At 31.9% G+C, this 23,446-nt stretch carries 25 protein-coding genes; 1 reads left to right on the forward strand and 24 read right to left on the reverse strand.

The annotated features are described in order from the left end of the window. Positions 1-34: 34 nt before the first annotated feature. The 3 genes from LOS89_RS12290 to LOS89_RS12300 all read right to left on the reverse strand — a co-directional run bounded on the left by LOS89_RS12290 (position 35) and on the right by LOS89_RS12300 (position 2,946). Positions 35-1,075, reverse strand: coding sequence for an aldo/keto reductase (locus LOS89_RS12290; RefSeq protein WP_231835533.1), 1,041 nt, complete (start codon positions 1,073-1,075; stop codon positions 35-37). 102 nt (positions 1,076-1,177) lie between these two features. Then, entirely contained in the window at positions 1,178-2,143 is a 966-nt protein-coding gene (locus LOS89_RS12295) for an OmpA/MotB family protein (protein ID WP_231835534.1), read from the reverse strand. Positions 2,144-2,184: 41 nt separating this feature from the next. Then, complete coding sequence (locus LOS89_RS12300; protein ID WP_231835535.1) at positions 2,185-2,946, reverse strand: exodeoxyribonuclease III; 762 nt, start codon at positions 2,944-2,946, stop codon at positions 2,185-2,187. Positions 2,947-3,141: 195 nt separating this feature from the next. Here LOS89_RS12300 and LOS89_RS12305 point away from each other — a divergent pair, with 195 nt between their 5' ends. Beyond that, positions 3,142-4,932: a GNAT family N-acyltransferase gene (locus LOS89_RS12305; protein WP_231835536.1), complete on the forward strand. Its 1,791-nt coding sequence runs from the start codon at positions 3,142-3,144 to the stop codon at positions 4,930-4,932. A gap of 35 nt (positions 4,933-4,967) precedes the next feature. On the opposite strand, the gene LOS89_RS12310 is transcribed toward LOS89_RS12305, so the two are convergent. The 21 genes from LOS89_RS12310 to atpB all read right to left on the reverse strand — a co-directional run bounded on the left by LOS89_RS12310 (position 4,968) and on the right by atpB (position 23,409). Continuing rightward, entirely contained in the window at positions 4,968-5,768 is an 801-nt protein-coding gene (locus tag LOS89_RS12310; protein ID WP_231835537.1) for a M48 family metallopeptidase, read from the reverse strand. Next, the gene (locus tag LOS89_RS12315; RefSeq protein WP_231835538.1) at positions 5,752-6,198 is read right to left on the reverse strand and encodes a magnetosome magnetite crystal formation protein family; all 447 of its coding nucleotides are present in this window, start codon (positions 6,196-6,198) and stop codon (positions 5,752-5,754) included. Before LOS89_RS12315 ends, LOS89_RS12310 begins: the two co-directional genes overlap by 17 nt. Further along, positions 6,195-6,608: a DUF2752 domain-containing protein gene (locus LOS89_RS12320; protein WP_231835539.1), complete on the reverse strand. Its 414-nt coding sequence runs from the start codon at positions 6,606-6,608 to the stop codon at positions 6,195-6,197. The genes LOS89_RS12315 and LOS89_RS12320 overlap by 4 nt, the downstream gene beginning before the upstream one ends. 3 nt (positions 6,609-6,611) lie before the next feature. Next, a complete protein-coding gene (locus LOS89_RS12325; RefSeq protein WP_231835540.1) occupies positions 6,612-6,953 on the reverse strand; it encodes a TM2 domain-containing protein in 342 nt (113 codons plus the stop codon). 118 nt (positions 6,954-7,071) lie between these two features. Next, complete coding sequence (locus LOS89_RS12330) at positions 7,072-8,022, reverse strand: 2-hydroxyacid dehydrogenase (protein ID WP_231835541.1); 951 nt, start codon at positions 8,020-8,022, stop codon at positions 7,072-7,074. A gap of 69 nt (positions 8,023-8,091) precedes the next feature. Next, a complete protein-coding gene (locus tag LOS89_RS12335; RefSeq protein ID WP_231835542.1) occupies positions 8,092-9,327 on the reverse strand; it encodes a murein hydrolase activator EnvC family protein in 1,236 nt (411 codons plus the stop codon). A 46-nt stretch (positions 9,328-9,373) separates the two neighbouring features. Further along, complete coding sequence (gene lolB1, locus LOS89_RS12340) at positions 9,374-10,138, reverse strand: lipoprotein insertase outer membrane protein LolB1 (RefSeq protein WP_231835543.1); 765 nt, start codon at positions 10,136-10,138, stop codon at positions 9,374-9,376. Then, the gene (locus tag LOS89_RS12345) at positions 10,139-11,506 is read right to left on the reverse strand and encodes a tetratricopeptide repeat protein (protein ID WP_231835544.1); all 1,368 of its coding nucleotides are present in this window, start codon (positions 11,504-11,506) and stop codon (positions 10,139-10,141) included. Further along, entirely contained in the window at positions 11,507-12,517 is a 1,011-nt protein-coding gene (locus LOS89_RS12350) for a sugar phosphate nucleotidyltransferase (protein WP_231835545.1), read from the reverse strand. An 82-nt stretch (positions 12,518-12,599) separates the two neighbouring features. Beyond that, positions 12,600-13,034, reverse strand: a complete 435-nt coding sequence (dut, locus tag LOS89_RS12355; protein ID WP_231835546.1) for a dUTP diphosphatase — start codon at positions 13,032-13,034, stop codon at positions 12,600-12,602. 1 nt (position 13,035) lies between these two features. Further along, a complete protein-coding gene (locus tag LOS89_RS12360) occupies positions 13,036-14,496 on the reverse strand; it encodes a lipopolysaccharide biosynthesis protein (RefSeq protein ID WP_231835547.1) in 1,461 nt (486 codons plus the stop codon). 30 nt (positions 14,497-14,526) lie between these two features. Beyond that, a complete protein-coding gene (locus LOS89_RS12365; protein ID WP_231835548.1) occupies positions 14,527-14,979 on the reverse strand; it encodes a hypothetical protein in 453 nt (150 codons plus the stop codon). A 5-nt stretch (positions 14,980-14,984) separates the two neighbouring features. Continuing rightward, positions 14,985-15,410, reverse strand: coding sequence for a GNAT family N-acetyltransferase (locus LOS89_RS12370; protein WP_231835549.1), 426 nt, complete (start codon positions 15,408-15,410; stop codon positions 14,985-14,987). Position 15,411: 1 nt separating this feature from the next. Further along, complete coding sequence (locus LOS89_RS12375; RefSeq protein ID WP_231835550.1) at positions 15,412-17,754, reverse strand: S9 family peptidase; 2,343 nt, start codon at positions 17,752-17,754, stop codon at positions 15,412-15,414. Between the two features lie 146 nt (positions 17,755-17,900). Further along, a complete protein-coding gene (locus LOS89_RS12380) occupies positions 17,901-18,293 on the reverse strand; it encodes a hypothetical protein (protein WP_231835551.1) in 393 nt (130 codons plus the stop codon). Between the two features lie 152 nt (positions 18,294-18,445). Then, the gene (gene atpG, locus LOS89_RS12385; RefSeq protein WP_231835552.1) at positions 18,446-19,303 is read right to left on the reverse strand and encodes an ATP synthase F1 subunit gamma; all 858 of its coding nucleotides are present in this window, start codon (positions 19,301-19,303) and stop codon (positions 18,446-18,448) included. 83 nt (positions 19,304-19,386) lie between these two features. Further along, complete coding sequence (atpA, locus tag LOS89_RS12390) at positions 19,387-20,964, reverse strand: F0F1 ATP synthase subunit alpha (RefSeq protein ID WP_231835553.1); 1,578 nt, start codon at positions 20,962-20,964, stop codon at positions 19,387-19,389. 23 nt (positions 20,965-20,987) lie between these two features. Further along, complete coding sequence (gene atpH / locus LOS89_RS12395) at positions 20,988-21,521, reverse strand: ATP synthase F1 subunit delta (protein WP_231835554.1); 534 nt, start codon at positions 21,519-21,521, stop codon at positions 20,988-20,990. A gap of 4 nt (positions 21,522-21,525) precedes the next feature. After that, positions 21,526-22,017, reverse strand: a complete 492-nt coding sequence (locus LOS89_RS12400; protein WP_231835555.1) for a F0F1 ATP synthase subunit B — start codon at positions 22,015-22,017, stop codon at positions 21,526-21,528. 73 nt (positions 22,018-22,090) lie between these two features. Further along, positions 22,091-22,291: an ATP synthase F0 subunit C gene (gene atpE, locus LOS89_RS12405; protein WP_026717725.1), complete on the reverse strand. Its 201-nt coding sequence runs from the start codon at positions 22,289-22,291 to the stop codon at positions 22,091-22,093. A gap of 41 nt (positions 22,292-22,332) precedes the next feature. Further along, complete coding sequence (gene atpB / locus LOS89_RS12410) at positions 22,333-23,409, reverse strand: F0F1 ATP synthase subunit A (RefSeq protein WP_231835556.1); 1,077 nt, start codon at positions 23,407-23,409, stop codon at positions 22,333-22,335. Positions 23,410-23,446 lie beyond the last annotated feature (37 nt).

The following is a 23,446-nucleotide window of genomic DNA, read 5'->3' on the forward strand; positions in this document are numbered from 1 at the left end:
TATACTGCTAACTGAGACTGAAAACTGTTTACTATTAAGGAGCTGGATTCGGGATTAATTCCTGAATTTTCTCTATTTCAGCTACAATTTCATCAGTTAAAATTGTGTCGAAAGCAGCAATATTTTCTTGCAATTGTTCCATCGTTGTGGCACCAATAATTGTTGAAGTCACAAACTTTTGACGGTGTACAAAGGCAATAGCCATTTGGGTTAATGTTAAACCATTAGCTTCTGCTAATTCTTTGTATAATTTGGTTGCTTTGAAGCAATTTTCATTAGTATAACGAACAAAATTTGGAAACAATTTCATTCGAGAATTTTCTGGATAACCTTTCAAATATTTTCCTGTTAGGAATCCAAAACCTAAAGGTGAATATGCTAACAAACCAACATTTTCACGCATTCCAATTTCTGATAAACCAACTTCATACAAACGATTCAATAACGAAAACGGATTTTGAATAGTAGCAATTCTTGGTAAACCGTGTTTTTCACTTTCCATCAGAAAACGCATCACGCCCCACGGATTTTCATTAGAAAGACCAATGTGTTTGATTTTTCCTTCTTTAATCAGACCATCATAAACCGTTAACACATCAAAAATATTATCTTGCCATTTGGTATCAATTTCTTGAACACCACGTTTTTGAAACATGTTCATTACGCGTTCTGGCCAATGCATTTGATACAAATCGATATAATCGGTTTGCAGGTTTTTTAAACTTAATTCTACCGCTTCATGAATACTTTTCTTAGAAAAATCTAGTGGTTGACGGATATAATCCATTCCACGATTTGGTCCAGCAATTTTAGTAGCTAAAACTAATTTTTCTCTTTCCGAAGCACCAATTTTCTTAATCCAAGTTCCGATGTGACGTTCTGTACTTCCAAAGATTTGGGCGTTTCCGCCAATTGGATACATTTCGGCAGTATCAATAAAATTGATTCCTTTTTCAATTGCGAAATCCAATTGACTGTGTGATTCACTTTCGGTGTTTTGATTACCAAAAGTCATCGTTCCTAAACAAATTTTACTAACTTTTAAATTGGTATTGGGTAGTGTTGTGTAGTTCATTTTTGAATTTAAAATCTTAAAAGACAAATTTACAAAGTTTCAACCAAAGAAAAAGGCTTGAATTTGAAACTCAAGCCTTTTTTATCAATCTTTTATGAAATGTTATAGTTCATTCATCAGTTTTGAAATCTCATCTAACTTAGGTGTTAAAATAATTTCAATTCTTCTGTTTTTTGCTTTTCCTTCAGCTGTATCGTTGCTCATTAATGGCATATATTCACCACGACCAGCAGCAGTTAAGTTCTTCTTATCAATAGCTTTATTTTCAGATAAAATATTTACGATTGCAGTAGCACGTTTTGTAGATAAATCCCAGTTGTTTTCTACTCCACCACCAATTGTTCCTGTAATTTTATCATTATCAGTATGTCCTTCAATCAATACTGAAATATCAGGATTTTGACCTAAAACATCACCAACTAATTTAACCGCTTTTTTCCCTTCAGCACCAACTGTCCAACTTCCAGATTCGAAAAGTAATTTGTTTTCCATAGAAACATAAACTTTTCCATTTCTATTTTCAACTGTTAAACCTTTACCTTCAAATGCTTTTAACGATTTAGATAATGTTTCTTTTAATTTGTTCATTAAAGCTTCTTTATCAGCAATCATTTTTTCTAAATCTGCTAATCTGCTTGAAGACGCTTCTAAATCTTTTTTCAATTTATTTAAACGCTCTTGCTCTGCAGCCAATGCTTTTTCTTTAGCTTCTAACTGCGCTAACAATTGTCTGTTTTTATTGATATTTGCTTCTAATGCATCGTTACTATCTTTTTCAAGAGCCGAATAAGATGCTTTTAAATTATCTAAATTCTTTTTAGTTGCTGCATAATCAGAAGCTAATTTATCACGCTCCGCTTTTAATTTGTCTAATTCCGATTGTAATTTATTTTTATCTAATTCTAACTGATTTTTATCTGTTTTTAATACTCCATTTTCATCAGATAAAGCATTGTTTTCTTTCTTTAAATCAGCATATTTATTTTCTAAATCTTGATAGATTTTTTTAGAAACACATGACGTAGTTAAACTTAAAACTACACAGGCAAGGGCAATTTTTCTTATCATATTTTTGTGATTGAATTTTGTATTTGAGATTGAATTTTTACTTATTTAATTTCTACTAAAACCGGGCAATGGTCAGAATGTTTTGCTTCTGGCAAAATTAAAGCTCTTTGAATTTTATCTTTCAAAGGTTCGGCTGCCAAGCAATAATCAATTCTCCATCCTTTATTATTATTACGAGCATTTGCTCTATAACTCCACCAACTATAATTGTGTGGTTCTTTGTTTAAATGACGAAATGTATCTATAAAACCGCTTTTCATAAAACCATCTAACCAAGCACGTTCTTCTGGTAAAAAACCTGAAATCTTCGCATTTCGAATTGGATCATGAATATCGATAGCTTCATGACAAATATTATAATCGCCACAAATAACCAAATTGGGAACTTCTTTCTTTAACTCGTTAATGTAGTTTTGAAAGTCATCCATATACATGAATTTATGTTCTAACCTATCAATATTTGTGCCAGATGGCAGATACAAACTCATTACAGACAAGTCATCAAAATCAACACGTAAATTTCGACCTTCAAAATCCATGTGCTGAATTCCAGTACCAAAAACAACCTTTTTAGGTTCGATTTTTGATAAAACAGCTACACCACTGTATCCTTTTTTCTCAGCTGGAAAATAGTATTGATATGGATAACCTGCGGCTTCAATTTCTAATTTTGGAATTTGGTCTTCTGTAGCTTTAATTTCTTGAAGACAAATAACATCTGGATTTGCTTGTTGCAACCATTCTAAAAATCCTTTAGTAATAGCTGCTCGAATCCCGTTAACATTGTACGATATGATTTTCATTTGCTTGTTTGGCATTTTGACCAAATATAGGAAAAAGGATTCTAAATATAAATAGTAGATTTCACTGATTTTATAACACACTAACAGTCAGTAATCTAAAAAAATATAACAAATTTCGATTTTTAATACAAGACGAAAAGCACATAAATTCAACATTATTATTATCTTTGTTTCTTGCTCAATAAACAAAAATGAATGGGTTTAGTTACTGCTAAAGAAGTTGCAAAAGCAATTAATGCTGATAAATATGGCGTTTTCGGGACTTTCTCGGGCTGGTTGCTCATGAAAGTGCTTAAGATTTCGACAATGAATAAAATTTATGATCGCAACAAACATTTGAGTGAATTGGAATTTTTAAATGCTATTTTAGATGAGTTCCAAATCAAATTTGAAATCCCTGAAGAAGATTTAAAACGTTTACCAAAAGACGGTGCTTATATTACTATTTCAAACCATCCACTTGGTGGAATTGATGGTATTCTTTTATTGAAATTAATGTTAGAAAGAGAGCCTAATTTTAAAATTATCGCGAACTTTTTATTACACAGAATCGAACCGATGAAGCCGTATATTATGCCGGTAAATCCGTTTGAAAATCATAAAGACGCCAAATCAAGTGTGGTTGGAATTAAGGAAACCTTACGTCATTTGAGTGACGGAAAACCATTAGGAATGTTTCCTGCTGGAGAAGTTTCTACTTATAAAGATGGTAAGATTGTAGTTGATAAACCTTGGGAAGAAGGCGCAATTAAAGTTATTCGTAAAGCACAAGTTCCGGTAGTTCCGATTTATTTTCATGCTAAGAACAGTAAACTATTTTACTTCTTATCAAAAATCGACGACACACTTAGAACTGCAAAATTACCAAGCGAATTATTAACACAAAAAGACAGAGTAATTAAAGTTCGTATTGGAAAACCGATTTCGGTTGCCGAACAAAACGAATACCAAGATATTGAAAGTTATGGTGAATTCTTAAGAAAGAAAACTTACATGCTTTCAAATGTTTTTGAAGATGAAAGTAAAATTAATTTACCAAAATTAACGATACCAAAACCTCCAAAACAAATTGCAAAACCGGCTAATCACGAGCAAATTCTTGAGGAAATGGCTTGCTTAAAAAAAGGTGATTACCGATTATTACAAAGTAAAAATTATGAAGTTTACTTCGTAACTGCTGATAAAATTCCAAATATCTTACATGAAATTGGTCGTTTACGAGAAATTACGTTTAGAGAAGTTGGAGAAGGAACCAACGAATCGTTAGATCTTGATGATTACGATAAATATTATCATCACATGTTTTTATGGGATGATGAAGCGCAATGTATTGCAGGAGCTTATAGAATGGGATTAGGTTCGCACATTTATCCACAACACGGAATTGATGGTTTCTATTTACACGAATTGTTCCGTTTTGAACCAGAATTATATGATATGATGAGTAAATCTATCGAAATGGGTAGAGCTTTCATCATTAAGGAATACCAACAAAAACCAATGCCTTTGTTCTTATTATGGAAAGGAATTGTTCATACAACCTTACATTATCCGGAACATAAATATTTAATTGGTGGTGTAAGTATTAGTAATCAATTCTCAGATTTTTCTAAATCGTTGATGATTGAATTTATGAAGTCGCACTATTACGATCCATATATTGCGCAATACGTTCACCCTAAAAAAGAATACAAAGTAAAACTGAAAGACGCAGATAAAGATTTCGTATTTAACGAAACTGAAGCTGACTTAAATAAGTTTGACAAAATAATTGATGAAGTAGAACCAGGAAATTTACGTTTGCCTGTTTTAATTAAAAAATACATCAAACAAAACGCTAGAGTAGTTGCTTTTAATGTAGATCCATTGTTTAATAATTCGGTAGACGGATTAATGTATATTAAAATTGCCGATTTACCAGAAAGCACAGTAAAACCAGTAATGGAAGAATTTCAAGCAGAATTGGAAAGAAAAGAAAAAGGCTAATCGATTGATTAGCCTTTTTTATTTTGTTTTCAGAATTATTCATTCTCTATTTTCTCAACTTTTTCTTTAAACTCTTCCCAAGCTTCTTTTGTTAAAATCGGTTTCGATTTTATTTTTTTATCTTTTAAGTACTTCAAAATAGTTTTGGCTCTCGCTTCTGATTCAGGATGCGTAGAAACCCAATACGTGTATTTATGCAATTCGTTATCTAAAGATAATTCGTAAAGAAAATCAGCAAATGGACGCGGATCGATATTGGCCTTAAGCATGTATTTTACGCTTTCCATATCAGCTTCCGTTTCTAAACTTCTATCGTAAGCGGATGACGAAAGTGTTTTTAAAATTTCGCTTAAAACCGCACCATTAGAACCTGTTGTAATCGATAATAAGACCGAAAGTCCAATTTCTTTAGACAGTTTTTTCATTACGTGTTTGTTTTCGATATGGGCAATCTCGTGACCTAAAACACCTAATAACGCTTGTTCGTTTTTACACGCTTTAATCAATCCAGTGTAAACCACTAAATGATTATCTGGCATAGCAAAAGCATTTACTTCATCTTTATCAATGATGTGAACTTTCAAACTGTCTCTTTCGATGTCATTTTCTTTACAAATTGGCAGTAATAATGAATCCAAAGTGTTCACAATTGAATCATTAAAAATAATGGTTTCTGAATCTTCAATTTCTTGCCAAATAATATCGCCAAGTGTTTTTTCAGTTCCAGTTCTGGCTTCTTTTACTTTAAAATATTTTACAAAATTAATTTGCGACAACAACATCCAAACACCAAAAAATAGTGCTACAATAACCAGTCCTTTACTTAATACTTTCATTTGTCTTACAAATTAAATTAGTTACATCTCCAAAAAAGAAAAATTCTGTGTGCTCACCTCTTCTTACTTTAGTTGCTATAATTAATGTTGAGATAAACTCAAGTAAATTAAAAAACACTAATGTAATAATATAAGCAAAGTAATAATTGGTTACTTTTTCATCATAAAACAAGATTGAAACTGTCCACCAAAATCCGGCACTATTAAAGAAAAACAAGCCCAATTGCGACACCAATGCTTGTGTACAGTGCCATTTTACGAAAGGCGTACTTTTTCTATTTCCTAAGTAGAAAAACACACTTGCCATTAAATTTAAAATAGGTAAAGGCAAACCACCAATAACGGCAACCAATGACATCAAATAACTGTTTGATGCACGCTCTAATTCCGATTCGTGAGGTTTATAATTAAATTTTTTTGTTGTAATCATAGATTTTTTTTAATGTTCCAAATCCAATTAGCAATAACTAAAACGATTAATACAATAGCTACTTTTCGCTTTCTTAAAATGGATTCTATTTTTAAATAAGTTGTATAAAAAGAGTCTTTTTTTTGAATGAGATCATAACTTATCCAAATAGGAGTTATAATCATTATTAATCCAACTAATATTCCGAAAGGATTAATTAAAATTGCCGAAAGAAATTTTCCGTGTGAGAGTTGCATTACAGAACGAGTAGTTCCACAAGAAGGACAAGGAACAGTGGTTACTTTTTTAAACAAACAAACGGTAAATTCTTGACTTTGAATTTCGTGTTCGTGTTGCAACGAAAAAAGCAACCAACTATACCCTACAAAACAAGCGAATAAAAGAAATAAATATAGCTTGTTTTTATGCATTATTTAGAACATAAAAGTTCTGTTGAATAATTCCATGTTTTTCTCTTTGGTAGCACCTTGAATTAAAAACCAATCTACGATTGTCCAAACGTGTAAACCACCACAAGTAAGTAATTTTCCAACTCCCATTCCAGTATCGCCAATATAAAAACGATCAATACCTAATGAACCTGCAAAAATTGATAAAAGTAAAGCTGTTGTTGGATCTTTAAACTGAATAGTTTGTACCATCGGCCATTTTTCATCATCCATTTTTAATAAACGCTCTCTGATCGCATTCAATTGATGACCTTCAAAGAATTTAGCGTTTGTCATCATGAACATGTCTACTTTTTGTGATTCCATTGTAAAATTGATTGTTTTAGTTGTCTCCTACTCGTAAGGCTTTTCGGATTTCGCCATAAAATGCTAATATAAAAATATTTTCTTTATTAGTCGACAACCAAAATAAATGTTACAATCTTTATTTATAAATCTTACAAATCTTATCTACAATAGTTTGCGCTAGTTTTTGATGACTTTCAAATGTCCAACCAGCAATATGAGGCGTTAATAACACATTTTCAGCCTGCAAAAGATATTCAAAAGCAGCAGGTTTTTCTCCTTCAAACAAAGTTTCAAAAGATAGTTTTTCGTATTCCAAAACATCTAAACCAGCGCCTAATATTTTACCCGATTGTAATGCTTCAACTAAATCAGCTGTTACTACTGAATTTCCTCTTGCGGTATTGATAAACCAAAATGATTTTTTGAATTTATTAATAAAGTCAGCATTTATCATTTTATCCGTTTCTAGTGTCCAAGGCGTATGCAAACTCAACACATCTGCTGTTTCTTGAAGTTCTGATAATGAAACTTGATCTGCATTACTATCGCCCATATTGGGTAAAATATCGTGACACAAAACCGTTACATCAAATCCGCGAAGTTTCTTAGCGAATGATTTACCCATGTTTCCATAACCAATGATTCCAACCGTTTTCCCTTCTAATTCATGTCCACGATTGGCTTCTCGTTTCCATTGTCCCGATTTTACTTCGTTGTTTGCTTTGTTTAAATTATTAAAAAGCGACAATAACATTCCGAGTGCATGTTCCCCAACTGCATTTGCATTTCCTTCTGGAGCAGCAATTAAATGCACGCCTTTTTCGATTGCATAATCACAATCGATACTTTCTAATCCGGCACCAACGCGAGCAATAAATTGCAAATTAGTTGCTTTGTCTAAAAACGTCTTGTCAATTTTAAAACGACTTCTGATTACTATTCCGTGATAATTCTCAATCTTATCTTCTACTTCTTGTTTTGTGGAAGTAAAATCGGCTTGGTTACTAAAACCAGCTTGTTCTAATTGTTCCCAAAGTAAAGGATGATTGCTATCGATATGAAGGATTTTGATGTCGGCTAAATTCATGTAATTAATTTATATGATAAAGGTAAAAAGAATTCAAAAAAAATGAGGCCGTTTTGACCTCATTCTATATTACATACTCAACCAAGTTTCTGGGTTTAAAGTTGTTGTATTTTGTAGTACTAAAAATTTAATTACTGCTTTTCCAGAAGAATCAGTATGAATTTTACCAATATTCTGTTTTATACTTACTTTTTGACCTTTGCTTACGCTTACCGATTCTAAATTTAGATAAACTGTAATAAAGTCTCCATGCTGAATATAAACGGCTTTATTATTAGCAGAAATTACTTGTACTTGTAAAACTTCTCCACCAAAAACAGCTCTTGCAGAAGAACCAGGTTCTGTAGAAATTTCAACACCACTATTATGAATAGTTAAATTTTTATGAACCGGATGTGGTTGATCTCCATGCTTTAATGAAACATATCCTTTTGCTACTGGCCAAGGTAATTTTCCTTTGTTCGCTTTAAAATTATCTGAAGCAACTTTTCCTTCAGCAGTTAAAACAAATTTAGAAGCAGCAGTTGTCCCTGATTTTGGAACTGTTGTTCCTGATTTAGCAGCATTTCTTTTATTAGCGGCAGCAATTTCATCAGCAATAATCTTTTTAATTTTTGCATCAATTGCTTTTGCTTCTTTTTGTTTTTTGTCTATTTCAGCAGCGTATTTCTTTTTATCTTTTTGGATAACTTTTACTAAGCGCTCTTGTTCTTGCTTTTCTTTTTCTAGCTCTTGCTTTTCTTTTTCGGTTTGTTGTAAAACGATCTCTTTTTCTTTTTTACTTTCCGATAAACGCTTTTCTGCTTGTGCTAATTTTAACTGCTTTTCTTTAATTTCTTCACCTTGCATTTTTCTAAATCCGGCATATTGTTTCATATACTGAATTCGTTTGTAAGCTTGAAGGAAATTTTCGGAAGATAAAATAAACATAATTCTACTTTGCTCATTTCTACTTTTGTATGATTTTACAATCATCTTTTCGTAATCTTCCTTAAGCACTTTAAGTTCACGATTCAATTTATTCATTTCTAACTGTGTTAGATAAATCTCATCACTTAAAACTCTTGTTTGTTTTGCGGTTGTATTTAGTAATTTTTGTCTTAATTGAATTAACTGCTTTTGCTGACTAATTTGACCTAAAACCGATTTTTCTCTTTTCTTTTCTGCTTCTAATCTTGATTTACTTTCCGAAATCTCTTTCAGGATTTGCGCCTTGCGTTCTTCTAACTTTTGTTGTTCAGAAGATTGTGCAAAACACATTGTTGTGAATAAAAAGAAAAATAGAATTTTGAAAAAATGGTTCATGCAATTTAGATTTTTACAAAGGTAGTTTTTTTACTTAAATAAAATATTAATTGATTTCAACAGCCGTATAACCACTAGGTATTGAAAAAGGATAACTCAAATTTTCGTTAAATGTTGTGTTTTTATATTCAATATCAATAGTTACTTTATCTTTTTGCTCCACTTTAATATTAATTTCATTTGGCAAAAACATCTTTTTATCTTCTTTGTAAGATGGATATTTAATCTCCAAACTTCTTCCTTGACTTTCTTGATTAATGGTTTCTTTTTTCAAAAGATAATTTGCTGCTTCAAAGTAGAATTCCTTTTTAACATCAGTATCTTTTGGTAAAGTTAACTTGTACAATTTTTCGTTTATTTCAGAAATCCATTTGTCTTTAGTTAAATCATCAATAGCTTTTCCTAAAAACAAATTTTGCACTTTATTAAAATCCAAATCGGTTCCTAACCAATTGCTCAACAAACTAAAATCACCTTCAAAATAAGTGTTATTTATTTTTTCGTAATAGCTCACTTTTGTTGGAGTAATTAACGCTTTAGCCATTGGAATACCTAAAAACTTAATGTTAATCCAAATGATTTCATCTTTCTTAATGCGAATATCAGCATTCATAGAATGTGATTGTTTTTCGTCTTCGTATCGCGCATTTGCTCTTATATTTAAAGTACTAAAATCGTGTTGATTTTGATAGTGTCCGTTTATTATTTTTACGACTTCGGTATTATCACTTGCTGCTGCTGTAGCAACATTTTGCTGGGTTTTACAACCAACCAATACGAGTAATAAAAATGTAGCGATAATTGATTTCATTTATTTTTGTAATTGCTTTAATTTGTTTGTGTACACTTGTTTTTTGGCATTATCATTCAAATTTTCGCAACTTATGATTAACTGTTTGTAAAAATTAACATTGAAACGATTGTTGTAAACACCAGATTCTTTTGGATTGAATTCAACAACAAAATCTAAGCCATTTTCTAAAATGTCTTTAGCTTTTTTATATTCTTTCAATTGATTGTAACCATAACCTGCATAAAAATAAAAACCAACTTGAGTAGGAAATGATTCTAAAAATTCTTCCGCTTTTTTAGAAAGTAATTTAAAATCTTGCTTTTGAACCAAAACTTCTAAATACAATTCCATTGCTTCAATATCTTCTGGACTTTTCTTAATTCCTTTTTCAAAGTAATATGATGCTTTATCTAAATTGTCTTTTTTCCAGAAAAATTTAGCTACTTCTTTAGCTACATTTATTTGATTGTCATTATCAAAATATGGAATAGCTCTATCAATATCTATTAAGTAGTCAGGATTTTTAACTGCAAAAATCAAAAATTCATTAAATACACGATGCTTGATTTTTAAATCCATTCGATCGTTTTCTAAGATTTTAAACATCGACTTGGAAGCATTTGTTCCATCGTTATTGTTCAAATGGAATTTTACTAAACTTACGTGAGCCCAATCGGAATTTGGAATTTCTTTTTCCAATAGTTTTGCGACTTCAAACGCTTTGTCCTCCTGATTGAAACTAGTGTATAAAACAATCAAATCGATATAGTTTTGTTCAACTTTTGGATTTTTACGAATCGCTTCTTCCAATTGTTCTTTTTGAGGTTTTGAATATGCATTTGTTTCTTGTAACTTGAGTTTATAAAACTCCATTGTGCTCGACAGCTTAGATTTGGCTTCCATATTCTTCAACAACTCGAAAGCTTTACCATGTTGATTGGTATTCATATATAACGAAACCAAATCTTCTTTCATGTTTTCGTCAAACTCAATCAATTTTTCTACAACTGGAATAGATTTTTGATAATCTTTAGTTTGGTAATAAACGTCGTACAAACCGTTCCAATACCAACGTTGCTTGTTATCTAACTCTACTGCTTTCTTAAAAGCATTTTCCGCATCGACATAGTTTTTTTGGCTCAAATAATTTTTTCCTAATTCATATTGAAAAGCTGCATTTTTCGGTTCTTTTTCAATACACTTTTGAATTGCCACAATAGCTTTATCATAATTTTCAATGCCACGTTGTTTTACCGCTTCGTAAAAATTATTTTCTAATTGATCGTCTACCAATGCAATTGAATCGGGATTTTCTTGCGCTAACAATTGATTCCCAAAACTAAAAAGCAGGAACGCCAAAAAAGCTATGTGTTTTTTTCTAATCATTTATTCTAAAACCGAATAATCTCCAATACTAATACTTGTAAAATTACCATCAAAATTCACGTGATTTCCTATCATCGCATTATCTAAATTGGCATTTTTAATATGAGCGTGTGTTTGAATCAAACTGTTTTTAATCGTTGAATTAATAACGTGACAACCTTTTCCTAAAGATACATTTGGCCCAACAGTTGCATTAATCAACACCACATCTTCAGCAATTGAACAAGGTGGAATAATTGTAGCATTGTCCAATCTTACATCAGAAGCTACTAAATTTTCTCCATCGTTGTGTAAAAAGCCTAACATTCTTGTGTTCGTTTCTACGGTAACGTTCTTATTTCCACAATCCATCCATTCATCTACTTTTCCTGGTACAAATTTCATGCCTTTTGCCATCATTTGTTTAATACCATCGTTAATTTGGTATTCACCACCGTGAATAATGTTATTGTCTAACACCGATTGCAATTCGTTTTTCAACACCGCAATGTCTTTGAAATAATAAATTCCGATAACTGCTAAATCAGAGACAAACTCTTTTGGCTTTTCAACCAATTCTATGATTTCACCATTAGCATTTAAGTTTACTACTCCAAAAGCTTCTGGCTGGTCAACTTGTTTTACCCAAATAACGCTATCAGCAGTTGTATCCAAATCAAAATCGGCACGAATTAACGTATCAGCATAAGCAATAACTGCTGGTCCAGATAAAGAATCCTTTGCGCACATAATGGCATGACCTGTTCCTAAAGCTTCATTTTGATAATAAATAGTTCCTTTTGCGCCTAATTTTTGTGCAATAGCAATTAAATCTTCTTCTACTTTTTTACCAAAACTCTCATGAATAATAAACGCAACTTCGTCTATTTTCTGATTTAAAACACCAGCAATATCTTCTACCAATCTGTGAACGATAGGTTTTCCTGCAACCGGAATTAATGGTTTTGGAACAGTTAATGTATGTGGACGCAGACGTGAACCACGACCTGCCATAGGTACTATTATTTTCATGTTTTATATTTTAAACGCAAAGCTCGCAAAGGTTTTTCGCAAAGCTCGCTAAGATTATATTTTTGATGTTTTTTCTGAACACTTATTTTACTCCCGTACTACCAAAACCGCCCTCTCCTCGTGAAGTTTCTGATAATTCGGTTACTTCAATCCATTCCGCTCTTTCGTGTTTGGCAATGATTAATTGGGCGATGCGTTCTCCATTTTCGATTACGAAATCTTCATTAGATAAATTTACTAAAATAACTCCTATTTCACCGCGATAATCAGCATCTACTGTTCCTGGCGAATTTAAAACGGTGATTCCTTTTTTAGCTGCTAGTCCGCTTCTAGGACGAACTTGAGCTTCGAATCCTATTGGTAATTCAATAAAAAGTCCAGTTTTTACAATCGTTCTTTCTAATGATTTTAAGGTAATCGGTTCTGAGATATTGGCACGTAAATCCATTCCAGCCGAAGCAATAGTTTCGTAGTTCGGTAACTCGTGATTGGATTTATTAATGATTTTAATTTGCATATTATTTTCTTCTGATAATCGTTAAAATGGTTTCTTTTTCATTTCGGTACACAAAGTACGCAAAAAACAATATTGATGCAATTCCGAATACATAAGTTTCACGTAAAATTGGCACATAAAACGAAATTCCGGAAAGCACAATTGCTAATCCTAAATAGGTAAATATTGATTTTTTATCGTAAGGAATTGGATATTTCTTTTGTCCCATGTAATACGAAATCAACATCATGGTTCCGTATGCAAAAATCGTCGCAATAGCCGAACCCATGTAACTTATCATTGGAATTAAAATTAAGTTTAGAACTAAAGTTACTAATGCTCCAACAATGGAAATATAGGCTCCAATTCTTGTTTTATCAATTAATTTGTACCAAACTGACAAATTCGTATAAATCCCTAAAAAGAAATTCGCTAAAACAATTAATGGCACTACATTCATAGCATCCCAATAAATAGCTTTTGGCACCAAAATCAATTTTAAAATATCGGCAAAAACAATAACTCCTAAACAAATGAACGAACCTAAAATGACAAAATATTTGGTAATAGTTGCATAGGTTTGAGGTGCATTTTCATTTTTAGCATGACTAAAGAAAAACGGTTCAATTCCTAAAGTATAAGCTGTTCGGAACAACACCATAAACATTCCAATTTTATAACAAGCCGAATAGGCACCGATATCTGCCATATCTACTTGCATCCAATCCAATAAGATTTTATCGAAATGTTCGTTGATTGCAAAAGCAATTCCAGCAACTAAAATTGGCAAACCATATTGCATCATTTTCTTCCACAAATCAGTATCGAATTGCCATTTGATTTTGAAATAATCGGGTAAAACAAATAACAATGTAACCAAACTTGCAATTAAATTCGAAACAAAAATATAGCCTATTTGAAAGTCATCGTGATAGATGGTTTGAATAATTGGATTTGAAGATTCATTTGCGATGTCTGGTAAATAAATCAAGAAAAAAACATTCAACAGCAAATAGATTAAAACATTTGAAATCTTAATTATTGCATATTTTATTGGACGACCTTCGGCTCTAATTTTTGAAAACGGAATAATTGCTAATGCATCTAATGCCAAAATCCAAATGGTAAAAACAACATATTGCACGTTGATTTCTGACCAATCTGCCAAATCTTTTCTAAACAAAAGAAACAAAGCCAAAAATCCTATTGTTGACCAAAAAAGTGAAATGGTTGATGTTGAAATCACTTTACTTTTATCTTCTTCTTTGCTGTAAAAACGAAAAAAAGCAGTTTCCATTCCGTAAGATAAAAGTACATTGAAGAAAACCAAATAAGAAAAAATAACAGAAACCTCACCCATTTTTTGCTTATCTGTAAGATAATAAACTAAAATTGGATTTAGAATAAAACTCATAATTCTAGGCAAAACCGTTGCTATGCCATAGATTGCCGTTTGCTTAAAAAGACTTTTGTAGAGACTCAATTCTGATTGGTTTTAGAATAACAAATGTAATTAAAACTTTGGTTTTGCAGAAGGATATTCTAAAGCTGGTTTTTCAACAACATTGGTAATTTTTTGCTGGTATTCTTTTCCGTCTTTTGTAAAAATCAAAATTGCTTCGTTGTCTTTCGTTTTTATGCTGCTTTTCGGGCTTGAGTAGGATTGTGAATTGTCTCCTTCAAATTTTTGTTGGTTGGCTTCTGTTTTAATCATTGCCATAAAATGCAAATCATCTTGCTTGTCGAACGGCACTTCATATCCTTTAAAAACAAGTTTTTTTAATTGAACGTTTGAAGGCAATTCTTTTTTTAATTCTAAATTAAAATTAATACCGCTTCCGCCACCGCGTACACCAGCAGTCCAACCTTGGTAAAAGGCTGAAACTCTAGATTCATTAACAATTTTTTCTTGACAAGAACAACTTGAAATAATCATCATCAACAATAATGGCAATATCTTTTTCATATTTTCTATTTTAAATATTTTACAAAATGAAACCCTTTGGGCACAAATCCATGATTCATGTAGAATTTTTGTGCTCCAAAGTTGGTTGTATAAGCATCTAAAACAATCATATTACAATTTTCATCAATTGCTTTTTGATTAAGATATTCGGTCATAATACTTCCAATTCCTTTTGAACGAAAATCGTTATGTACCACAACGTTATCTAGTTCTAAATATTTGCCGCTCCAAAGTTTTGTTCCAATCCAAAAACCGGCCAAACCAACTGTTGTATTGTTTTCCACCACAATTAATTGTTTGTAATTGTGCGGAATCATTTTATCAAGCAAATTGCCATAAATTTCGAACGTATAATCGGGATACAATTGCTGAATAATGGGCAATTGCGCTAACATTTGTTCTTTTGAAACCAACTCTACTAACTCGTGCATTTTACTTTTCTAATAGATTTTCGTTGAATAAATTTAAAATTCTTCGGTATTCATCAACCCAAGAATACGTTTCGGTAAAACCGTGTGCTTCAACAGGGAAAACTGCTAAATCCCAATCTTTTTTACCTAATTCGATAAAACGTTGTGTTAAACGAACAATATCCTGAAATTGTACATTATCATCAACCATTCCGTGTAACATCAACAATCTGTCTTGTAAATTATTAGCAAAATAAATTGGTGAGCTTTTCTTGTAAGCTTCAGGATCAGTTTCTGGGAAGTTCAAAATGTTAGACGTATATCCTTGGTTGTAATGCGCCCAATCGGTAACAGAACGCAATGCAGCTCCCGCTTTGAATTCTCCAGGTTTCGTTAACAATGCCATTAACGTAATAAAACCTCCGTAAGAACCACCATAAATTCCAACTCTATTCGCATCGATTCCTAAATTTTGAACCAAATATTTCTTACCATCCAATTGATCCGATAAATCTTTTCCGCCCATGTGACGGTAAATTCCTGTTCTGAAATCACGACCATAACCATCACTTGCTCTATAATCAATATCTAAAACTGTGTAACCTAAATCAGACAAAAGGTTGTGAAACATATATTCTCTGTGATACGTGCTCCAATAATTGTGTGCATTTTGCAAATAACCAGCGCCATGAACAAAAATCACAGCTGCTTTGTTCTTGTTTTCCGTCTTAGGTTGGTACAAACGAGCATAAACATAAGTTCCATCTTCCGCTTTAAACGAAATAACTTCTGGAGTTTTCCAATTGTATTTTTTAAATTCTGAAGAAGTTGAAAACGTAATTTGTTTCAAATCCGAATTTGGTTTATTTGCTCCAACATACAATTCCCAAGGTTTATTTTTATACGAATAGCGCACCAAAAGTGTTTTTTCATCAGGAGACACTTCTACTTCGTAGTTGCCATCTTTGGTTAAAATTCCAGTCATTTTTTTAGAAGCGATATCCAATTTATAAAAACTTCTATTACCCGGATGTGTTGTCGTGGTTGTGATATAAAATGATTTGGCATCATTAGATAATTTTACTTCACGAACTTCCCAATTTCCTTTTGTTAACTGCTCTTTTTTCTTAGTTTTTAAATTGTAGGTATACAAATGTGAAAAACCAGTTGCTTCTGATTGAAAGTAAATAGTAGCATTATCAATAAAGTCTAAAGTTCCGCCACCAAAACTATAATTTGGGATTCCAGGACCAGCAATCCAAGCTTCATCGTGTTGATGATCCAATTCTGAGATTTTACCTGAAACCAAATCCAATTGTACAATCCATCGGTGTTTATTGTCTTGACTTCTGATTTCTAAAACGGCATTTTTTCCGTCTTTGCTATAAACCGGACTCATCATTACAATTCCTGTTTCATAGTCTGAAATATCTTTAAGGTTATCGTATTCTTGAAAGTATTTTGGTTTGTCTTTGATTCCAGATAAATTCGAAAATGAAACATAATACGTAGTATCTTTTTCAACATTGAAAATTCCGAATTTATGTTTACTAAAACCATCCGTAGAAACTTTTGCTCTTGCTTTTTTACTTTCGGTAAAACCATCAGAAGTGATAAAATGCTCAACATTAGTTGATGTTTGGTTTGGATAATCGGAAAGTCTAAAAGTAACAAATTTACCATCAGGCGACACTTTTACTTGTTCTAATGATGATTTATCGTAGAAGATTTCTTTTGGGAATTTCTCTCTTTTGTTTTTAGATTTCGCTTGATACCAATTTGAAGAGGCTTCATAATCACGAACAAATTGAAACAATTCGTCTTGTTGACTTTTTAAGAACGAATCTTCTTCTTTTGATACTTTACCTTCTTTTCCAGGTTTAAAATTGGTTAACTGAATAATCGAAAAATCTTTAGTATTGAATTGATACACATTTCTATTTTGTTGAAAGAAAATAACATTCGAATTTAATCCTCTTTCAATTGCATTAATGCGGTCTGCTTGCTGAATTACTTTTTTGGTCTTTTTAGTCGATTTCGTATACGAATACAAAACACCTTGATTGGTATAATACACCACATCGTAATCTTTTTGAGATGCCATGAAATTCAAATCATAAACAGGATTTGAAGTTGTTACTTTTTGTGGTGATTGTAACGAAGTGTTCCAAAAATAAGTAGTATTTCCTATTTCGTTGTTTGGATTCCAATCGAATAAAACAGTTTGCCCATCAATAGACCAACGGTGATTTTCGGGTTGGTGTCCGATGAATTCATTTCCTTTCATGATTTCTTCTAAAAGAAGATTTTGCGAATGACCAAAAAAGGATAAAAATAACAGAACGAAATAAGAGAATTTTTTCATTGGTAAAAATTGTTGTTCTTACAAATATACCAATAAAAATAAATGAGGTAAAAAAGGTTTTGTTAAATGAAATATGATTTTGTTTAGAATTTCTTTGTGGGAAATATGATTTTGCAATATTTGATTATTGATGATAATTATATTTTCTACTTTTCTTTAAAATTAATAATCTTCTTAATCTTGTTATCATAATAAACTAACACAAAATCGCTAGTACTAGTTGGTATTGTACTTTCTAAACTTTGAGTTCTTTCTCCTAAATCATATTTTATTGTGTCAATAATTATTTCAAATTTGGTATAATCATCAGGACAATCAATTTTTCTTGTTTTAGTATTTATTGTTTTAAAAATCAAAGAAACAGCCTGTTTATGAACTTTTTTACTGTCAATTCCATAAGTCAAATAAACTTCATCTATCAAATATTCATTACCTTCAAAAGAAATCACATTATCATCACCCATAAACTCTTTAATAAAAGCATTTCTTTCTTTTGCTTCTTTAATACTTCTAGGATTGACAATGAAAGTATCTTTCATGCATGAAAAATTAAAAACTAAAATAATAAGGAGAAATAATTTTTTCATAAAATATAAAATCAACTATAGAAAATAATTGTTTATTATTCTCACAAATATAAAACAAAAAAGTCCCAAATAAATCGGGACTCTCTTTAATATCTGAATTAAAATTAGTTATTCAAAGCTTCCGCTCCACCAACGATCTCCAAGATTTCTCCTGTAATTGCTGCTTGACGCGCTTTGTTGTAAGTTAATTTTAATTGGTTTCTTAATTCTGTAGCATTATCAGTTGCTTTATGCATTGCTGTCATACGCGCTCCGTGTTCTGCTGCAAACGAATCTCTAATAGACTTGTATAATTGTGTTTTTAATGATTTTGGAATCAATGTTAACACAATTTCTTCTTTTGAAGGTTCAAAAATATAATCTGAAGCTACTACTTCACCACCAACAATTGGAGCTAAAGGTAAAAACTGTTGTGTTCTTACAATTTGAGTAGCCGCGTTTTTAAATTCGTTGTAAATAATTTCGATTTTATCGTAATCACCTGCAACAAACTTATCCATTAATAGTTGTGCAATAGCAGCAGCATTTTCAAAAGTTAAGTTGTCATAAACTTCATTTTGAACATCAACTACATTATGCGTTTTACGTAAAACATCATTTCCTTTTTTACCAATAGCAAAAACATCAACTTGTTTACCTTGGTAAGCATCAGCAACAACTTTTACTTGTTTGATAACGTTTGTATTAAACGCACCACACAAACCTCTGTTTGAAGTAATCGCAACTATAAGTACTTTTTTAACTTCTCTTTGAGCAGTAAAAGCACCTCCTACTTCTCCTTCAAGAGTTGCACTTAAGTTTTGTAATAGTTCAGTAAGTTTTTCTGCATATGGACGCATAGCAGTAATTGCATCTTGCGCCTTTTTTAATTTTGCAGCAGAAACCATTTTCATCGCCGATGTAATTTGCATCGTAGATGAAACAGAAGTAATTCTATTACGTATTTCCTTTAAGTTTGCCATTTTGTTAATTTGGTATTGGGTTATGGGTTAAAGGTATTAGGACAGAAATTTCTTTTACCTAATACCTCAAACCTTTGACCTAATTAATTATATTTTGCTGAAATTTCTTTAGCTACGTTTTCTAAAACGTCAGTAATTTTGTCATCAAATTTACCTGCTTTTAAAGCATCTAAAGTATCTCTATGTTTCGCGTTTAAGAACTCTAAATAATCTTTTTCGAATTCTTTTACTTTATCAACTGGCACATTTCTTAACAAGTTTTTAGAACCTGCATAGATAATTGCAACTTGACTTTCTACGTTAAATGGAGAGTTTAAACCTTGTTTTAAGATTTCTACGTTTCTCTTACCTTTTTCGATAACGTTTAAAGTTACAGCATCTAAATCAGAACCAAATTTCGCGAAAGCTTCTAATTCACGGAATTGAGCTTGGTCTAATTTTAATGTACCTGCTACTTTTTTCATTGATTTGATTTGCGCATTACCTCCAACACGAGATACCGAAATACCTACGTTGATAGCAGGACGAACTCCAGAGTTGAATAAATCACCATCTAAGAAGATCTGTCCGTCTGTAATCGAAATTACGTTTGTTGGGATATATGCAGAAACGTCACCTGCTTGTGTTTCGATAATTGGTAACGCTGTTAACGAACCACCACCTTTAACGATACCTTTGATAGAATCTGGTAAATCGTTCATGTTTTTAGCGATTTCGTCGTTAGCAATAACTTTACAAGCTCTTTCTAATAAACGAGAGTGTAAGTAGAAAACGTCTCCAGGGTAAGCCTCACGTCCTGGTGGTCTTCTTAATAATAAAGATACCTCACGGTAAGCTACTGCTTGTTTAGATAAATCATCATAAACAATTAAAGCTGGACGACCAGAATCTCTGAAATATTCTCCGATTGCAGCACCCGCCATAGGAGCGTAAACTTGCATTGGAGCAGGATCTGAAGCATTAGCCGCTACGATGATTGTATATGCCATAGCTCCTTTTTCTTCTAATGTTTTTGCTAAAGCAGCAACAGTTGAAGCTTTTTGACCTACAGCTACATAGATACAGAATACTGGTTGACCTGCATCATAAAATTCTTTTTGATTTAAGATAGTATCGATACAAACTGTTGATTTACCAGTTTGACGGTCACCAATAACTAACTCACGTTGTCCACGACCAACTGGAATCATAGCATCTACTGCTTTAACACCTGTTTGTAATGGTTCAGTTACTGGCTGACGGAAGATAACTCCAGGAGCTTTTCTTTCTAATGGCATCTCATATAACTCACCACCAATTGGACCTTTACCGTCGATTGGGTTACCTAAAGTATCCACAACACGACCTACCATTTGTTCTCCTACTTTAAGAGAAGCAATACGTTGTGTTCTTTTTACTGTAGAACCTTCTTTGATTCCTGTTGATGGTCCTAAAAGTACTACCCCAACATTGTCTTCTTCTAAGTTCAAAACGATAGCCTCTAATCCGTTTTCGAATTGTACTAACTCACCATATTGAGCATTTGACAATCCGTAAACACGAGCGATACCGTCTCCAACTTGAAGTACAGTTCCAACTTCTTCTAACGATGCACCAGATTCAAAACCTGATAATTGTTGTTTTAATATTGCTGAAATTTCAGCAGGTTTAATTTCCGCCATTTTGATATATCTTTAATGGTATATTAATTACTAAACTCTCTTTTTAAATTTTGCAGTCTGCTTGATACAGATGCATTGTATTGTTTGTCACCCATTCTTAAAATAAATCCACCAATGATAGCTGGATCTACAATATTTTGAATGGTAATTTTTTTATTTGAAAACGATGCAATTTTTGCCAATACTTTAGCTTCTAACTCAGAAGTCATTGGAACAGCAGTTGTTACTTTCGCTATTTCAATTCCATTAAGTTCATCGTATAAAGCATTGAACTGTAAAGCAACATCGTTTAATAATTCAAATCTTTTGTTAGCTAAAAGCAATTGAAATAATCCTTTTGTCTCTTTTTGAGCAGAAGTAAAAATTTCATTTAAAGAAGAAAATTTAATTTCTCCCTTAACAATTGGGCTTTGCAAAAAGTCTTTTAATTCTGCACTTTCCTTAATTGCTTTTGCAATAGAAGTCATATCAGCATTTACTGCATCAACAGAATTATTTTCTTTGGCAATGTCCAAAATAGCTTTAGCGTATCGAATTGCTGCTCTAGTTCCTGCCATGATATTAGTTTAATTTAGCGTCACCTAAAATTTTCTCAACCAATTTAGTTTGAGCTTCTTTGTTAGATAATTCTTCTTTTAATAATGTCTCAGCAATTTCTAATGACAAAGAAGAAACTTGATTTTTCAATTCTGCCATAGCTGCATTTTTCTCACTTTCGATAGAAGCTTTTGCTGCTTCAATCATTTTTTCGCCTTGTGCTTGCGCTTCAGATTTAGCATCAGCAATCATTTTTTCTTTGATTTCTCTTGCTTCTTTAATCATTAAATCTCTTTCAGCTCTAGCTTCAGCTAATAATTTTTCATTATCCGACTTCAAGTTTTGCATTTCTTTCTTAGCATTTTCAGCTGCTAATAAGGCGTTGTTAATTGAGTCTTCTCTACCTTTAACTGCTCCTAAAATAGGTTTCCATGCAAATTTTCTCATTAAAAGAAAAAATACAACGAAAATTAAGGTTGTCCAAAATACTAAGCTTTCTGGTGAAGTAAAGTTCATATATCTATATTGTTAATTTAGTTTTGTAATAAAACTTCTTACAGCCAACCGCTGTAAGAAGTTTATGTTTTAATTACTTTGCAATTAATGCAACTACAACAGCGAATAAAGCAACACCCTCGATAAGAGCAGCAGCAATAATCATTGCAGTTTGAATTTTACCAGCAACTTCTGGTTGTCTTGCCATAGCGTCCATAGCAGATCCACCAATTTTTCCAATACCGATTCCAGCTCCAATTACAGCTAATCCAGCACCGATTCCAGCTAATACCATAATAAAATATTTATATAGTTAATAATTAATAAAACTCAATCTTAGTGATGGTCGTGCTCTTCAACAGCCTGACCAATAAATAATGCTGATAACAATGTAAATACATACGCTTGTAAAGCAGCAACTAACATTTCTAAAACACTCATAAACAATACAAAAGCACCTGAAACTGGAGCAATTGCAACTGTTTTGAATATATATATTAATGAAATTAAACTCAAAATAATAATGTGACCCGCAGTGATGTTAGCAAATAAACGAATCATCAATGCGAAAGGTTTTGTAAACATTCCAATAATTTCAACTGGCCACATAATTGGATATAACGCTTTTGGCACTGGTGGTGCAAAAATGTGTCCCCAATATGCTTTGTTTGCACTTAAAGTTGTAATCAAAAATGTAATAAATGCCATTACAAATGTAAAGTAGATATTTCCAGTTAAGTTAGAACTAAATGGGAAGAAAGGAATTAAACCAATTAAATTGTTAATCCAAATGAAGAAAAAGATAGTCAATAAATATGGCATGTATTTTCCATATTTCTTTTCTCCAATATTAGGAATAGCAATATCATCTCTAACAAAAATTACTAATGGCTCTAAGAAACCAGCCAATCCTTTTGGAGCCATACTGTTCTTTTTATAAGAACGAGCCACAGTAATAAACAATACTAAAAGAATAATCACAGACATCAGCATTGAGAAAACATTCTTTGTAATTGAAAAATTCAAAGGACGAGCTTCAAAATTGAATGCGCTTTTATCTTCTTCTTTTAAAGTTTCAAATTTATCAGCATAAAAAATCACTTCATTATATCTAACAAATCTATCTTTAGCTACATGATGACCTGTATTGTCATGGTGAAATTCTGAAGCAGAAAAAATCTCTAATCCATTATCTGTCCAAAGAATGATAGGTAATGGCAATGAAATTGCGTGTCCATTCCAATCAGCTATATGAAACTCGTGTGAATCTCCAATGTGTGAATTAATAAGTTCTGTAGCGCTAAACTCTTTATCAGATGATTCTGAATGTCCTCCGCTTGCAGAAGCCACTAATGGTAAAATCAAAAATGATAACGAAAACAAAAATTGAATTGTGCGATTTGCTATTCTCATATACTTATACTAATAATAGTAAAATTTATTTCCTCTA

Origin of the sequence: Flavobacterium channae (genome assembly GCF_021172165.1) — a bacterium.
GTDB lineage: Bacteria > Bacteroidota > Bacteroidia > Flavobacteriales > Flavobacteriaceae > Flavobacterium > Flavobacterium channae.